Source organism: Staphylococcus piscifermentans (assembly GCF_900186985.1).
In the GTDB taxonomy this organism is placed as follows: domain Bacteria; phylum Bacillota; class Bacilli; order Staphylococcales; family Staphylococcaceae; genus Staphylococcus; species Staphylococcus piscifermentans.
The window spans coordinates 1,564,758-1,580,768 of the sequence record NZ_LT906447.1 but is presented as its reverse complement, the minus strand read 5'-3'; the positions used below and the strand labels follow the sequence as shown (position 1 = coordinate 1,580,768).

Annotated in this window: 17 protein-coding genes; 10 read left to right on the top strand and 7 right to left on the bottom strand. The window is 35.0% G+C overall.

Translation table 11 applies throughout. The features are described from left to right. From dapA to lysA, 6 genes are all read left to right on the top strand, one after another. Window positions 1-885, top strand: coding sequence for a 4-hydroxy-tetrahydrodipicolinate synthase (gene dapA / locus CKV71_RS07440; protein WP_095105356.1), 885 nt, complete (start codon window positions 1-3; stop codon window positions 883-885). Then, window positions 885-1,613 carry a 4-hydroxy-tetrahydrodipicolinate reductase gene (gene dapB, locus CKV71_RS07435; RefSeq protein ID WP_095105355.1) on the top strand — a complete coding sequence of 243 codons (729 nt, stop codon included), beginning with the start codon at window positions 885-887 and terminating at the stop codon, window positions 1,611-1,613. Before dapA ends, dapB begins: the two co-directional genes overlap by 1 nt. Before the next feature lie 21 nt (window positions 1,614-1,634). Continuing rightward, window positions 1,635-2,354: a 2,3,4,5-tetrahydropyridine-2,6-dicarboxylate N-acetyltransferase gene (gene dapD / locus CKV71_RS07430; protein WP_095105353.1), complete on the top strand. Its 720-nt coding sequence runs from the start codon at window positions 1,635-1,637 to the stop codon at window positions 2,352-2,354. 110 nt (window positions 2,355-2,464) lie between these two features. Next, complete coding sequence (locus CKV71_RS07425) at window positions 2,465-3,628, top strand: M20 metallopeptidase family protein (protein WP_095105352.1); 1,164 nt, start codon at window positions 2,465-2,467, stop codon at window positions 3,626-3,628. Continuing rightward, window positions 3,625-4,701 (top strand): alanine racemase, encoded by a 1,077-nt coding sequence (locus CKV71_RS07420; protein WP_095105351.1) that lies wholly within the window; start codon window positions 3,625-3,627, stop codon window positions 4,699-4,701. Before CKV71_RS07425 ends, CKV71_RS07420 begins: the two co-directional genes overlap by 4 nt. A gap of 1 nt (window position 4,702) precedes the next feature. After that, window positions 4,703-5,965, top strand: coding sequence for a diaminopimelate decarboxylase (lysA, locus tag CKV71_RS07415; protein ID WP_095105349.1), 1,263 nt, complete (start codon window positions 4,703-4,705; stop codon window positions 5,963-5,965). A gap of 276 nt (window positions 5,966-6,241) precedes the next feature. On the opposite strand, the gene cspA is transcribed toward lysA, so the two are convergent. Both cspA and msaA read right to left on the bottom strand, forming a co-directional pair. Next, the gene (cspA, locus tag CKV71_RS07410; RefSeq protein WP_015900294.1) at window positions 6,242-6,442 is read right to left on the bottom strand and encodes a cold shock protein CspA; all 201 of its coding nucleotides are present in this window, start codon (window positions 6,440-6,442) and stop codon (window positions 6,242-6,244) included. Between the two features lie 352 nt (window positions 6,443-6,794). Further along, window positions 6,795-7,103: a regulatory protein MsaA gene (gene msaA / locus CKV71_RS07405; protein ID WP_095105347.1), complete on the bottom strand. Its 309-nt coding sequence runs from the start codon at window positions 7,101-7,103 to the stop codon at window positions 6,795-6,797. A 158-nt stretch (window positions 7,104-7,261) separates the two neighbouring features. On the opposite strand from msaA, the gene CKV71_RS07400 reads away from it, so the two are divergent. The 4 genes from CKV71_RS07400 (at window position 7,262) to CKV71_RS07385 (ending at window position 10,396) form a co-directional block, all read left to right on the top strand. After that, on the top strand, window positions 7,262-7,531 hold the full coding sequence (locus CKV71_RS07400; protein WP_095105345.1) for an acylphosphatase: 270 nt from the start codon (window positions 7,262-7,264) through the stop codon (window positions 7,529-7,531). A 15-nt stretch (window positions 7,532-7,546) separates the two neighbouring features. Continuing rightward, the gene (locus tag CKV71_RS07395; RefSeq protein ID WP_095105343.1) at window positions 7,547-8,164 is read left to right on the top strand and encodes a 5-bromo-4-chloroindolyl phosphate hydrolysis family protein; all 618 of its coding nucleotides are present in this window, start codon (window positions 7,547-7,549) and stop codon (window positions 8,162-8,164) included. 20 nt (window positions 8,165-8,184) lie between these two features. Beyond that, window positions 8,185-9,312 (top strand): toxic anion resistance protein, encoded by a 1,128-nt coding sequence (locus tag CKV71_RS07390; protein WP_095105341.1) that lies wholly within the window; start codon window positions 8,185-8,187, stop codon window positions 9,310-9,312. A 163-nt stretch (window positions 9,313-9,475) separates the two neighbouring features. Next, the gene (locus tag CKV71_RS07385) at window positions 9,476-10,396 is read left to right on the top strand and encodes a diacylglycerol/lipid kinase family protein (protein WP_095105339.1); all 921 of its coding nucleotides are present in this window, start codon (window positions 9,476-9,478) and stop codon (window positions 10,394-10,396) included. A gap of 107 nt (window positions 10,397-10,503) precedes the next feature. Here the strand turns inward: CKV71_RS07385 and brnQ3 are convergent, their stop codons facing one another. The 5 genes from brnQ3 to CKV71_RS07360 all read right to left on the bottom strand — a co-directional run bounded on the left by brnQ3 (window position 10,504) and on the right by CKV71_RS07360 (window position 15,955). Beyond that, window positions 10,504-11,847, bottom strand: a complete 1,344-nt coding sequence (gene brnQ3, locus CKV71_RS07380; RefSeq protein ID WP_095105337.1) for a branched-chain amino acid-like transporter carrier protein BrnQ3 — start codon at window positions 11,845-11,847, stop codon at window positions 10,504-10,506. Window positions 11,848-12,117: 270 nt separating this feature from the next. After that, on the bottom strand, window positions 12,118-14,007 hold the full coding sequence (locus CKV71_RS07375; protein WP_095105335.1) for a vWA domain-containing protein: 1,890 nt from the start codon (window positions 14,005-14,007) through the stop codon (window positions 12,118-12,120). A gap of 12 nt (window positions 14,008-14,019) precedes the next feature. After that, window positions 14,020-14,811, bottom strand: a complete 792-nt coding sequence (locus CKV71_RS07370; protein WP_095105333.1) for an AAA family ATPase — start codon at window positions 14,809-14,811, stop codon at window positions 14,020-14,022. A 91-nt stretch (window positions 14,812-14,902) separates the two neighbouring features. Further along, window positions 14,903-15,106 (bottom strand): DUF6501 family protein, encoded by a 204-nt coding sequence (locus CKV71_RS07365; RefSeq protein WP_095105331.1) that lies wholly within the window; start codon window positions 15,104-15,106, stop codon window positions 14,903-14,905. A gap of 33 nt (window positions 15,107-15,139) precedes the next feature. Beyond that, the gene (locus tag CKV71_RS07360) at window positions 15,140-15,955 is read right to left on the bottom strand and encodes a VOC family protein (RefSeq protein WP_095105329.1); all 816 of its coding nucleotides are present in this window, start codon (window positions 15,953-15,955) and stop codon (window positions 15,140-15,142) included. Between the last annotated feature and the right edge of the window lie 56 nt (window positions 15,956-16,011).

Genomic DNA, 16,011 nt, shown 5'->3' with positions numbered 1-16,011 from the left:
ATGAGTCGTTTATTTGAAGGCGTAGGTGTCGCTTTAACTACCCCATTTACGAATAATGAAGTTGATTACGAAGCACTTAAAAGACATGTGGATTATTTAATAGACAATAATATTCAATCGATTATTGTGAATGGTACGACAGCAGAAAACCCTACTTTATCTGATGAAGAAAAAGATGAAGTTTTAAAAGCTGTAGTCAAACAAGTCGATGGTCGTATCACTGTAATTGCTGGAACAGGCACAAACGCGACTAAAAAATCATTAGAAGCATCATTACGTGCAAAAGAAATCGGTGCTGACGCGATTATGCTTATCACGCCTTATTATAATAAAACAAGTCAACGTGGTTTGATTGCACACTTTACAACGATTGCTGATGCTGTCGGTTTACCTGTAGTCCTCTATAATGTACCATCACGTACTAATATGACAATTGATGTAGAGACAATGGTCGAATTAGCTAAAAATCCATTTATCGTAGCTATTAAAGATGCAACCAACGACTTCGACTATCACAATAAATTGAAAGAACGTTTGGATTTATCAGAGTTCTCTCTATACAGCGGTAATGACGATAATGTAGTACGTTACTTTGCTGAAGGAGGCAACGGTGTCATTTCTGTTGTAGCTAACGCTATTCCAGGAGATTTCCAAGCGTTATATGAAAAAGCCAAACGTGGCGAGTCGATTGATAAAGACTTTGAGCCTATCAGCAGATTATTGAATGCTTTATCAGTAGATGTCAATCCTATTCCTATTAAAGCATTAACAGCAGTTGAAGGATTCGGCAACTATGAAGTACGTTTGCCTTTAGTAACTTTAGAAGAAGCGGATCGCAAACAATTAGAAGAAGCATACGCTAAATATAAAGCAGGTGAACTATAATGAAGATTTTGTTAATCGGATATGGAGCAATGAACCAAAGAGTAGCACGCCTCGCTGAAGAAGAAGGTCACGAGATTACTGGTATTATTGTGCCTGATAAAGATAATGACTATCCCTACCCTTCTTTTGACCATATTTCAGATGCAAAAGAAGCGGATGTCGCAATTGATTTCTCAAACCCAGAATTATTATTACCTCTGCTTGAGGAAGACTTTGAGTTACCGCTTGTAGTTGCTACTACTGGGGAAAAAGAAAAAATCACTGAAAAGTTAGAGGAACTTAGCCAGCGTATGCCAGTATTCTTCAGTGCTAATATGAGCTACGGCATTCACGTGTTGACTAAATTATTGGAAGTTGCAGTTCCCTTACTCGAAGGTTATGACATTGAACTCATTGAAGCGCATCATAATAAAAAAGTAGATGCGCCAAGCGGTACACTTGTTAAATTATACGATGTCATCAAAGACTTGAAAGAAAATGTTAATCCTGTATATGACCGTCATGAGAAAAATGAAAAACGCCAACCAGATGATATCGGTATCAGCGCTATCCGAGGCGGTACTATTGTTGGTGAACATGATGTGTTATTCGCAGGTGTGGATGAAACAATCGAATTGACACATCGTGCGCAGTCAAAAGATATTTTTGCCAATGGCGCTTTAAAAGCAGCTGAACGATTGGTTAAAAAGCCTAATGGGTATTATAACTTTGATAATATCAATAATTAAAACAGAGGAGATGAAAGTTAAATGGTTAAAGACTTTTCAGCAGAGGAAATTATTCAATATATTAGTGATGCAAAGAAATCAACACCACTTAAAGTATATGTGAATGGTGTGTTAGGACAAATCAGCTTCCCTGAGAATTTCAAAGTGTTCGGAAGTGAAAATTCCAAAGTAATTTTCTGTGAAGCTTCAGATTGGGACACTTTCTATAATGAAAATAAAAATTATATCGAAGAAGTAGAAATCGAAATGGATCGCCGTAATTCTGCTATTCCATTAAAAGATTTACGTAATACAAATGCAAGAATCGAACCAGGTGCTTTCATCAGAGAACATGCTGTCATTGAAGACGGTGCAGTAGTGATGATGGGTGCTACTATTAATATCGGCGCAGTTGTCGGTGAAGGCACAATGATTGATATGAACGCTACATTAGGCGGCCGTGCAACTACAGGTAAAAATGTGCATGTAGGAGCAGGCGCAGTATTAGCTGGTGTGATTGAACCGCCAAGCGCGTCACCAGTTGTTATTGAAGATAATGTCTTAATTGGTGCAAACGCTGTTATTCTTGAAGGTGTAAGAGTCGGCGAAGGAGCGATTGTTGCAGCGGGTGCTATCGTCACTCAAGATGTACCTGCAGGCGCAGTAGTAGCTGGTACTCCGGCAAAAGTCATTAAACAAACTTCAGAAGTAGAAGATTCAAAACGTGAAATTGTTTCAGCATTACGTAAGCTGAACGATTAATAGTCGAGCAACAATCAATTTAGAATGGATTTGAAAGGCGTATCGTGTGCGTTGATTAGAGCAGCACATACGCCTTTTATACATATCTCAGTATAAAAAGGAAGGATATTATGACACAAAGTGAATTAGAATTTGTAACTCAACATCGACGCCATTTACATCAACATCCTGAATTAAGTTTTCAAGAGTATGAAACTACCAAACATATCATTGAACTTTTAGATGAATTAGAGATTCCTTATGAACGTCCTCTCGAAACTGGAGTTATTGCATATTTAGCTGGCAACGGCTCTCATACAGTTGCTTTCAGAGCTGATATTGACGCATTACCTATTCAGGAACAAAATGATATTAAATTTAAGAGCAGCAAACCTAATGTAATGCATGCTTGCGGTCATGACGGCCATACTACTGCCCTATTATTGTTTGTTAAACGTTGTAAAGCTTTAGCAGATCGCGGCAAACTGCCTCAAAATGTTGTCTTTATTTTTCAACCAGCCGAAGAAACAGGCGGAGGTGCGAATCATCTGATTAAAGCAGGCGCATTTGAAAATTATTCTATTGAAGCAGTATTCGGAATTCATGTCATGCCTTTTAATGATGAAGGTACCGTTACGCTATTAAATGAAGAAATTACAGCAAGCGCTACTGAATATCGTTTCTTTTTAGAAGGACAATCAAGTCATGTGGCTAACAAAGAACAAGGCCATTCTTGCGGCGAAGGTCTGCAACACATTTTAAATCAAGTGAGTACAATCCAACAGTATCATTTAAATGGTTTGCAACGTAATATCGTGCATGTAGGACGCTTTGAAGCTGGGGAAGCCATTAACACTGTGCCGAGTCATGGATACCTGGAAGGCACGATTCGTACCTATGATACTGAGGATTTACAAATAGTCAAAGACCAAATGACTAAGATTGCACAGAGCGTGCAGTTATTATTTGGGGTTAATTGCGAAGTGAAGTTTGAAGAAGGTTATCCCCCTACTTATAATGATCCGAATCTTCATGATGAAGTGGTCAATGCTTTGCATCAAGCAGATTTTAAAGTTGTAGAATTAGATAAACCTTATTTATTTGGTGAGGACTTCAGTTTCTACAGTCAACTCGCTCCAAGTTATTTTGTCTTTGTGGGAATCCGCAATGAAGAGAAAGATTGGGTGCATGGTCTGCACACGCCAAAGCTTAATTTTGATGAAAGCCAACTAATACGGGTTGCGGATTATTACGAAAATTTATTGTTCCAGTATGGTCAGGAGGATAAATCATGACAGCAATTTGGTCAGTAGATAAAAAGAAATTTATAGAAAATGCTCAGCAAGTTAAGTCTCAACAAAATTTGATGGCAGTAGTTAAGAATAATGCCTATAACTATGGATTAGATTTCTCTGTTGAAGCCTTTCAAGAAGCTGGAATTGATACCTTCAGTACGACTTCATTGAAAGAAGCGGTGCGTATTAGAGAAATAGCGCCTGAAGCGACCATCTTCTTAATGAATGCGGTCTATGACTTTGAAACTGTACGTAATAATGAAATTCATATGACACTCCCCTCTCTCAATTACTATTATCAATATAAAGAAGATTTAGCAGGGATACATGTACATTTAGAGTTCGAAAATCTGTTGCATCGTTCGGGTCTGCGAAATCTTGAAGAAATTGAAGAAGTACTGCAAGATCATGCAAATAATAATAGTCACAAGAAAATGATTATTTCAGGATTGTGGACGCACTTTGGCTATGCTGACGAATTTGATGTCCCCGAATATGAAATTGAAAAGGAAGCCTGGTTGAACATTGTGAATACTTTATTAGAAGATGGATACGAATTTGAAATGATTCATGCTCAAAATAGTGCAGCCTTTTATCGTGAAGGTCAAGAGTTATTGCCTCATCATACGCATGGACGTGTCGGTATTGCGCTATATGGTTCTCGTCCTTATAGCAGTTTATCTGAAAGCCAAATTCATCAATCCTTAACCGTAAAAGGTAATGTTATTCAAGTGAGAGATGTCAATAAAGGTGAATATTGCGGCTACAGTTTTGCTTATGAAGTAGAAAAAGACCATACCAAACTTGCGGTAGTAGATATCGGATACGGAGATGGTGTATTACGTACAAGAGCACAACACGAAGCGATTATTAACGGCAAGCGTCATCCGATTAAAGCTTTAATGATGAGTCATATGTTTGTAGCTGTCGATGATTCTGTTACTGCAGAAGATGAGGTCATACTATATAATGAAGATATGCGTATCGATGAATATACGTTTAAAGGGGTCGGCGCGAATTCAGAGCAACTAAGTGCGCTAAACCATGATTCTTTAATAAAGGAGATCAGATAAAATGGTTGTAGAGTATAAAAATGGCGAATTGACTATGGGCGGTACAAGTTTAAAAATGATTGCGCAAAGTTTTGGTACGCCTACTATTGTTTATGATGAAGATCAAATCCGTAATCAAATGCGTCGCTATAAAGAAGCATTCGATAAAAGCGGTATTAATTATAATATTTCTTACGCATCTAAAGCCTTTACTTGTATCCAAATGGTGAAATTGGTACAAGAAGAAGGATTAGATTTAGATGTTGTTTCAGAGGGCGAGCTTTATACAGCTTTAGAAGCTGGTTACGATGCCTCTCATATTCATTTTCATGGCAACAATAAAACAAAACATGAGATTCAGTATGCTTTAGAAAATAAAATCGGTTATTTTGTGATTGATTCGTTAGAAGAAATCGAATTGATTGATAAATATGCTTCAGAAACTGTGGACGTAGTATTACGTGTTAATCCTGGCGTAGAAGCACACACGCATGAATTTATTCAAACAGGTCAAGAGGACAGTAAGTTTGGTCTTTCTATTAAACACGGTCTTGCGGACAAAGCAATTCACAAAATCAAATCAAGCAAACGTCTGCATTTGAAAGGCATTCATTTCCATATCGGTTCACAAATTGAAGGCGCAGATGCAATGATAAAAACTGCTGAAATTGTAATTAAGTGGTTGAAAGAATTGAACTTGGAAGTAGAATTATTAAATATCGGCGGAGGTTTTGGTATTCACTATGTTGAAGGGGATGTCAGCTTCCCTATTGAAACAGGAATTAAAGATATTACAGATGCTTTGAAAGATATTTCTAAAAATAATGATTACCCTCTTCCGACTATCGGTATCGAGCCGGGACGTTCCATTGTGGGAGAAGCGGGTGTAACTCTTTATGAAGTTGGAACAATTAAAGAGATACCTGGCATTAACAAATATGTTTCTATTGACGGTGGGATGAGTGATCATATTCGTACAGCTTTATACGGCGCTCAATATGAAGCATTATTAGTCAATCGCGAAGAACCTGCAAATGATACAGTAACTATCTCTGGTAAATTATGCGAATCCGGCGATATTATTGCACGTGATGTTAAACTACCAGAATCTGTACACCGCGGTGATTATCTTGCTATCTTATCAACAGGTGCTTATCATTACTCAATGGCTTCAAACTATAATCAAATGCAGAAACCATCTGTTTTCTTTATTCAAAATGGCAAAGCACGCGAAGTTATTAAAAGACAATCATTACGCCAATTAATTATTAATGATACAGAATAAATATACTAAGATTAGCTATGAAGAAATCTGTGATGATGGATTTCTTTGTAGCTATTTTTTATAGTTGGTTGGGAATATTGGACTGGGACATTATTTTTATGAATCAGTCCCTTTTCTGCTTGAAGTTAGATTTAATATATCGGGGCCACAGTGTTAAGGCTCGCCCTCATCTCATATACACCTTACATGTGGCCCTACTCTGTAAATTAAAAAGAAAAAAACACTTTACTTAACGTAAAGTGTTTTAAATGAAAATCAATAAAAGTAATCTATTAATTATAGTTTAACAACGTTTGCAGCTTGAGGACCGCGGTCGCCTTCAACTACTTCAAATTCTACTGCTTGACCTTCTTCTAATGATTTGTAACCTTCTTGGTTAATTGCTGAGAAGTGTACGAATACGTCGTTTTCTCCTTCAACTTCGATAAAACCGAATCCTTTTTCAGCGTTGAACCATTTAACTGTACCTTGTTTCATAATTTGTGAAACCTCCAAGACTAAAATTCAATATGCGTTATTCGCATATTACAAAAAATACTTAAAAATCTATGATTCTGGTTATCGCTAGGATCCTTCAGAAATATCTTTGTTAAAAATCACTTCTCAACTGTATTATGTATAAAGCTGCAGGTGGATTAATAACTGCCATTGACTCAACAAATTATAAATCGTACGATACCACCCTTGCCGAAAATGCAAAAGCAATGCTATCAGTATGTTTCTATATATGTTTGAGCTAAATATTCTTTGCAATATGGAATAAGACCATTGCTTAAAACCAATTATAGTCTATTCGCCTTACCAATGCAATACAAATAGTAAAAAATAATTAGTCAATAATTGGAAGGTCGTAATATACTTCTTCATTATATAAAACGATAAAGCTATAAAATATTTGCATATCTTCATCACAATCTATACAAAATTTCATATCGCAATTATTATAAAAAGCGTAAATATTATACTTCCCTTTTACGAAATTATCATACTTTAATTTGGACCAGCAAATTAATTGTTTATATTTTTCAATCATCTCATCATATGAAGTGAATTGATATTGTTCAGTAATTAAATCTTTCCAATCATCAAACAACCACCAACCCTCATAATCAGCTCTGATTTTATTAACAGTCCACATGACAATTACCCCTTCCAGTCAAAAAACTTTTCTATTTAATTTTAACTTTCGAGAAAATATTTTCAAGCAATGTGAACTGGATACAGAAAGAATCAAAGTGTAGCAAATATTAGGATTTTGCCCTGAAAATTCGTATAATATAACAAAGAGGTGATCTTATGCAACGCAGAAAAATTGAAGTGTTCGGACAAGTTCAAGGTGTAGGTTTCAGATATTTTACGGAACGTCTGGCACAAAAATATAATATTACAGGTACAGTACAAAACGTCGAACAACATGTGGAAATTTATGCACAAGGTGAAGAGAATGACTTGAAACAATTTACACAAGCTGTCATAGATGGTGCTTCCCCTGCTTCAAATGTAACTGATTATAATATAGAACAACAAGATACAGATCCATCTTTAACGAGATTCAGAACTATTTAAAAAGGAAGATGTAAATTGAGATATTATATTTCTCGAATTTATGGAACGCTTATTGGAGTTCCGGCTGCAATCGTCGCTTGGGTCACAAGTTTATATGCATTCGATATTGCGTTTATATATGATTTCGGTATTGGAATAGCGACATTCTTCTTACTATATGTACCGACTCAATTATTAACATCTAAACAATATTTAAAAGAAATCGGTTTGACGCGCAGAGATTTTCGCTTTGTGCGTCATCAATTAAGCAATGCACAAGCAAAGATTCGTAAATTATTAAGAGCCTTTGTAAATGTTCGTTCAATCAAAGACTTTAAACAAGTGAATGAAATTCATCGCTTAGCGCGCACTATTTACTTTACAGTGAAACAGCAACCTCAAAAGTTCTTTATTGTAGATAGCTTTTTTTATTCTCATTTAGATAATGCCTTGAATTTAATTGAAAGTTATACGAGATTGTCTAGAATGCCTGGGAAAACAAAAGAAGAAAAACAAAAACTAGAACAAACACGGATTACGCTAGATGAAGTAAAGCGTACGTTAGTTGCAGATTTAAAAAGATTGAATGAAGATGACTATAATCGTCTAGATGTTGAAATGGAAATGAATAGAATAGAGCAGAAACGTAAATAATGGTGAAGGGAGAATCAAGGATGCCGAATGAAAATGAAATGCCTACTCAACCCCAGTTAGAAAGTGACATCAGTACTGATAAAACTTTGATGGAAGCGGACAAAGAATTTACGCCGGAACAGCGTAAACAGATTCACGACTTAGCAAATCAAATTGAACCGATGAATTATGATTCTTTAATGAAATTTGGAGCTAATGCGCAATCTAGTATGTCTCAATTCTCTCACAAGATGTTGAGTGAAGTTAAATCTAAAGATACCGGCCCTATCGGAGATACTTTAAATCAATTAATGCTTAAATTAAAAGAAGTACAGCCAGATGATTTTAAAGAAGGTAAAGATTCATTTATCAAACGTATTTTTAAACGTGCTAAAGCTTCAGCTAATGAGCTTTTTTCAAGAATGCAATCTGTGGGCTCGCAGGTAGACCGTATTTCAGTTGAATTGACAAACCATAAAAATTCGCTGAACCGTGATATTCAACTCTTGAATACGTTATACGATCAAAATAAAGATTACTTTGATCAATTAAATTTATATATTGCTGCTGCGCAAGAAAAGAAACAAACTATTTTAGAAAAAGAATTACCAGAAAAACGTCAGAAAGCTTATGAATCTGGAAATCAAATGGATATTCAAGAAGTAGCTGATTTAGAACAGTTTGCTGACAGATTAGATAAAAGAATTTACGACTTGCAATTATCTCGTCAAATTTCCTTACAAACTGCGCCGCAAATACGTATGATTCAAAACGTCAATCAAACTTTAGCTGAAAAAATTCAAAGTTCTATTCTTACTAGTATTCCTTTATGGAAAAATCAAATGGCTATCGCATTGACGCTAATGAGACAAAGACAAGCAATGTCAGCGCAACGTGCTGTAACTGATACTACAAATGATTTGTTGACTGCTAACTCAGAGCTATTAAAACAAAATGCAGTAGATACGGCAGTAGAAAATGAACGTGGTATTGTGGATATTGAAACGTTGAAATCGACGCATGAAAATATTATCGAGACCGTTGAACAGACTTTGCAAATTCAGGCAGAAGGTCGTGAAAAACGACAACAAGCAGAACAAGAATTACAGCATTTAGAATCAGATATGAAAGAACGTTTGTTAACAATGAAAGATAATAGAATTCAATAACTTAAATTACGATTATCCGGTATTGTACTAAGGATAATCGTATTTTTTACCCATTTAATATAGTGGTAAAATATATTCATTAGCTAATGATTTAAGATGCACAGTTTGCATATGTCTTCTGTGGGTATGTATAACAGGAAGCGAGACAAAGGAGATCGATATCATGACCCAACATTTTTATAAAGGGATTTTATTTTACCACGAAGCAGCCGGTCAAGGTAATTTATATAAATCTTTAGGACAAGTGACAGAACATCTTACACAAATGTGTGATGAGCTTACACTCAAATTAAGTAAAGAAGAAGGAGATATTAAAAAGTTTTGCGATGAATTAGCGCAGAGTAAAGATGACGTTGAATACGATGTTTTCTTTTTATTAGGTGGAGATGGAACTGTTAATGAACTTATAAACGGTGTTGCAGGCAACAACTTAGAAGTGCCTATTGGGATTATACCTGGAGGAACATTTAATGATTTCACCAAATCACTGAATCTTTCTCCAAGACCTCCAGCAGCTGCCCAAGAACTATTAGATGCCAAAATCAAAGCCTTTGATGTGTTAAAAGTAAACGATACTTACGCTTTAAATTTTGCAGGCATCGGTATGATGGTTCAAAACTCTGAGAATGTAGATTCTAATAAAAAGAAATTTTTAGGTAAATTCAGTTATATCTTTACAACCTTAAAAGTAATTGCAAACCCTGAAGTTTATCACTATTCTATAGAAGCAGATGGTGAAGAATATACGGGAGAAACATCAATGATTTTAATCGCAAACGGCAATTTTGTAGGAGGCAGCAGAATTCCATTAGAGGATTTATCTCCATGTGACGGTAAAATGAATGTTTTTGTCTTTAAAAATCATAACATGAGCTTGATTAAAGATTTCTTTCAAGTTAAAGATAGCTTGAGTTGGAATGATATTACCGAAAATATTCGATTAATCACGACAGATAGAATGAAATTAGAAACAAGCCCACCTACCAAATTAGACATTGATGGTGAAATAACGTTCGACACGCCAGCAGAGATACAACTTTTAAAAAATAAAGTGAAGTTGTTATACGTAGATATGGATGTATAGAAATATAAAAAATAGCTGTGAAGCAATCTGTAATAATAGATTCTTTCACAGCTATTTTTATAGTGATAGAGTTGAGTCAAAATAATGATCCACTCTCTAAATTTTAATTAATCTTTTTCATAAACAATAGGTTTTTGGTTTTTGAAACCTAAGCTGATTAAGTAGCCGATAATAACTGCTACTACAGCGATTGGGAACCACTCTAAGCTACTTTCTACTAATGGTAAATGTTTCCAAGCATCAAAGTGAATCCATTGGTTAGCTACAGCTACACTGATGATAGAAACGATAGTCACGACGCAGATTGTAAATTGTTGTACAATCGGTTTCATTGGTACGAAACGCGCCATTAAAATCAATAGTACTGTTGTAATACCGATTGGATATAAGATACTCAATACAGGCACTGATAATGTTATGACTTGGTTGAGTCCCATATTTGCAAGGATTAAACTAATCAATGTGAATGCAACTACGTAAACTTTATATGGAATTTTAGGAATAATACTGTGGAAATATTGGCTTACAGCTACTACAAGTCCGCAAGCTGTTGTTAAACATGCAAGTGCTACAATAATTCCTAATAAATACTTACCAAATTCACCATATCCTGTGCTGGCAATTGTTGTTAACAAATAAGTACCGACGTTTTGGTCCGCATCTGTTAATTCTTTCAATTTTGCTGCTGAGACGACCATGTGATTACCAATATATCCGAGAGAAATATAGATAAACATCAAGCCTGCTGCTGCGATAACACCTGCCATCGCTGTTTGTTTAAATATTTTATCGGCATTTGTAATGCCAGTCGCTTTCACTGCATTTACCACAATCATAGAGAATGCAATTGCTGCTATAGCATCCATTGTCAGATAACCACTTGTGAATCCTTGGCTGAAACCAGCAAGATTAGAAGTATATGCTTCTGCGCTTGAACTTGATGGGTTACCGCCGAAGTCAATAAATCCTTTAATAATCATTGCTACAATAGTAATTAATAATAAAGGTGTTAATAAAGATCCGATTCGGTCGACCATTTTACCAGGACTTAAGCATAAGTATAATACGATTGCAAAATAAATCACTGAGAAAATAAATAGACCAAGTGGACCATGACTATGTGTAATTGGCGTAACTGTCATTTCATATGAAGTTGATGCAGTACGCGGAATCGCAAATAACGGCCCGATTGTTAAGTAGATCGCAATTAAGAAAATAACTGAAAATACTGGTGAAACTTTATTGAAAGATCCGATATAACCTTCTTTGTCCAAAGCCCCTACTACTACGCCTAATAAAGGTAAGCCAATGCCCGTTAAGACAAAAGCAAGAATGGCTGGCCAGAAATAATGCCCGCTATCAAGCCCTAAATTTGGCGGGAAAATAAGGTTTCCGGCACCAAAGAAGATAGCGAATAAGGTAAACCCGATGATCCATGTGTTTTTATTCATTTTTGATGTGCTCCTTCTATTACAATAAATCTTAAATATTGTTTTATTTTAGCATACAGATATTCAGAAAGCTATATAAAATTTCTGAAAATTTAAAAAGTAATAGTTGATACATTTCAACCCTGTAAATTCAATGAAAGTAATACTATCACTATATGCTTATCTAACAATTAAAAAATTTAAAACACAGATAATGAAATGATTAAAGACTTATTCTAAAATCATACATATCTGCGTTTAGAATTATATTATGATATATTATTATATCATTTATACAGATTTGAGCAATAGTTTTTTTAGAAGCGGAGATAGTTGGCTCGGAAGATTTTCAACGCCTTCTACAAATAACGCGAACTGGCCATAAATGTTATGGATTGTTGTTTCAATATCCTCAGTAATTGCATCTTGACTTAAGAACACATTAAAGACTTCTAGTCCGTATTTTCTTGCTTCTTCTACAGCTTCGTAAGTATCAATAATACCATCTTGATCATAATTATAAGCAGAAGGTTCACCATCAGAGAAAATAATTAAGAACCGTTGATGATGCGCACGCTGTATCAGTCTTTCACTTGCTATCCTAATCGCTACGCCGTCACGATTATCATCTTGCGGCGATAAGGCCATGATTCTGGCACTGTCTTTTGAAATTGTGGAGTAATCATAATTGATAATTTCATCAATGATATTAGGTTGTGTCTCATCATCAGCTTCAAATGCATCTTCATTAAAGGCCAAGATTTCATGTTTTACATTTAATGCTTTCAAAGTTTCATGAAATAAGACGACGCCTTTAATTGTCTCCTCCATTTTATCAAACATACTTGCAGAGGCATCTACTAATAAAGTGAAGGTCGCGTCAAATGAACGACTTAAATCTTGTTTTTTATAGAACATTTTATACTGATCATCAATAAACCAATTAATTAAATCTTTCTGTAATCGCCCTTTAGTCAAGTTATGACGCTCATCTATTTGTTCCCTATCAATCGTCTTTTGAATAATTTGAGTTAAGTCTTTAATTTCAAATTGAACTTCTTTATGAACTTCATGATATTCTGGAATGTATTCAGGTAATATTTCAGGAACATTCCATTTGATTTCTACATTTTCATTGATACCACGTAAAGTGAAGGGTTGCGAGCCACCAGTTTGCCCTCCTTCTTGATTATCAATCGTATCATTAGAGCCTTTACCTTTCTTAGTCATCATGTCGGTCATGTCATCTGAAGCATCGCCTTCTCGTGCTGTATCATTATCGCTCACTGCTTCACTGTTTTCACCCTCATGCAGTTCCATTTCCAAATAAGCGCCACCTTGAGATTTCGAATCTTCAGCTTTGGTTTCAGCTTCTGCAGTTTCAATGTCATCCTCTTTAGATGACTCATCTTTTCCATCTACATTACTAGCATCTTTACGTTTCAGCTCTTCAAAGGTCTGCTCTTTTAATTCTTTATAAACTTTGCGTGGGATATGATAATACTCATTCAACATATCTTCATCAAGCAAATTATCTAATTGATAACAAATGCGTTCTGCTAAATATTTGTTATCTTCAGAAGTATAATTCATAAAGAAGTTTGGTAGATAAAGATACATACTTTGAATAATAGGATCTAAATCAACACGTATGGATGGAACATCGTAAAAGTCCTCAGTTAACAGAGATTTTTCCAGGTAAAGAAAAATTAAATCTGTATACATTGTTTTTGTACGATATACATTAATCTGAGATTCAGTATAGTTTAAACGTATACGTTTGCGCATATCAATCGCTGCTTTCATACTTGGACGAATCCGAGTGATGGCATTCAGTACGCGCATATCTTCTAATAATTTAAATACTTGTTGATAAAAACTAGAATGTTTAAATTCCGTATTATCTAAGACTTCATTCACAATATATTCATCCATAAGCTGATAGCCATATGTCGCAAGCAGCACATCAGTTTTTAACCCTGTTATCTCAATTTGGCTTGGCCGATGCGTCCAAAAAACACTTGCAATCAATTCGTTATTAATCGGATCATAATAAGGGAATTTTTGTATTTTCACATGTGTTTGATTATTTTTTAGAAGTAAGCGTGCCAAGTCTTGCAACATCATTACTTTTTTAGCATCTAAGATTTCATCATTAAATTTGATAAATCGATTGCTCATAACTATCCCTCACTAAAAATTTAATTCGATAGCATTAATAATTGCTTGTTGTTCACGTTCGTCTTCTAACTTATCTATAATCGCTCTTCTTACAGCACGCTCAATCGGCATAACAGTAGCCAAATCACTTAAATCAATAAGTGCACGAATACTTGCAGCTTCTTCTGAAATCTGACCTTGTTTCGACATAGTACGTAAATCCTCATTAAAATCTACAATTTTTTTAATGAGTAAGTCATCTTCTAAACGACTTTGTTCTTTTATGACACGTTTTAATATTTCACCATCGATATAATCAACTTGAATGACTACAAAGCGGTTTTTTAAAGCTTCATTCATCGGCAATGTACCCACATAACCTTCGTTAATCGCAGCAATCACATTGAATCCGGGCTTAGCCTTAATGACTTCTCCTGTAAATGGATTCGTTAAGCTGCGACGATAATCTAATACACCATTTAAAATGGGCAGTGTTTCAGGCTTAGCCATGTTAATTTCATCGATATATAAGATGTGTCCTTCTTTCATTGCTTGAATCACTGGTCCATCGATAAATACAATTTCTTGGTTGCCTTCTGAACTAGTTTGAATGGTTTTAAATCCAAGTAAGCTTTCTGCATCTAAATCTACAGAACAGTTGACTTGGTGCATGGGAATATTTATTTCATTACTTAAAGTCTCAGCTAACTTTGTTTTCCCTGAACCTGTTGGTCCTTTAAGTAAAATATTTTTGTTTAAGCGCATCATGGCATATGCATCGCCGAATACAGTCTGGTCTGAGTTAATGTATTGGTGTTGTTCCATCTTCTCTACTCCTTTATAAATGCTAAAAAAGAGACCGGGACATTCAGAAATGCCCTAGCCTTTGAATAATATATGAATTTAGTAAGAGACATTATACTTCTTTGAAATAATCTTTATAATAGCCGCCAACTTTACCAGAGTTATCAATAATTTGATAATATTCTTCTGTTTCATTAATGACGTCATATTGTTTGCCGATTGTAAGCATATCTGAAACGGTAAATTTTTGAGCGTCAGTATGCACCACTTCTACTTTTTTAATCGGTTCTTTATCTTTCCATGTTTCATGCAACATTATAATAACATTCCTTTCTATATTGAGTTTGTGCTATGCATCTTCATAAGTGAAAATAAAAGATAATCCGCTTGTCTCAGTAATTCTGAGTGATTCTGAATTATCTTGTTTCAGTGTTTGATAAGGTATGCCGATTGATTCTAATTGTTGCAATGCATTGCGATATTGCGCTTTAGAATCAATACTGATTTCAATTTGATCTACTGCACCATATTCAGGCAGTGAAATAGGCTCTTCTGCTTCAAAAATATGCAATTCTCCACCTAACCCGCCTTCTCCTAAACGAAAGACTTGAACTTTGAAATCAGCATCTTCGGTTGGTGTATACTCTGCAAAATGTTCCAAACCAAAGACTTGAGATAAAATTGAAGTCGTCAATAACAACTCATTGACTTGCACAATGACAGGTCCTAAACCTTGAATTTGGTGAAGCGGATTAACAGTGCTATTTTCAACAGGCATTCCAAGAGGGACACCGCTATTTTGTTCGTTTGAATAAATATCAATAAATTGACCATTGTCATCTTTAAACTCAAAGTGCTTGTGGTTGTTCATTTCAATCACATCACCATATTTAATATCTTTATCATCTAAAATTTCTTGATATTCTTTTAGTCCTGAATCAGTCGGTGTTCTTAATCCAATACTCAATACTTGGTTAGCGTCAGCTGAATAATTTGGCACTTCAATAAAATGTATACGTGTGCCTGGACTCAAATCAGCATCACCAAAGCGGACTGCATTCTTAGAACTTTGTTCTTCATAATTCAACCCTAAAATATTATGAAATAAGTTGATTGATTCTGATAAATTCTGTGTACCGACTGTAACACTTCGCAAACCTGCCATATTATCCCACACCTTCTTATATGTTTTCCTAATCATTATAACTTATTTGATTAAAC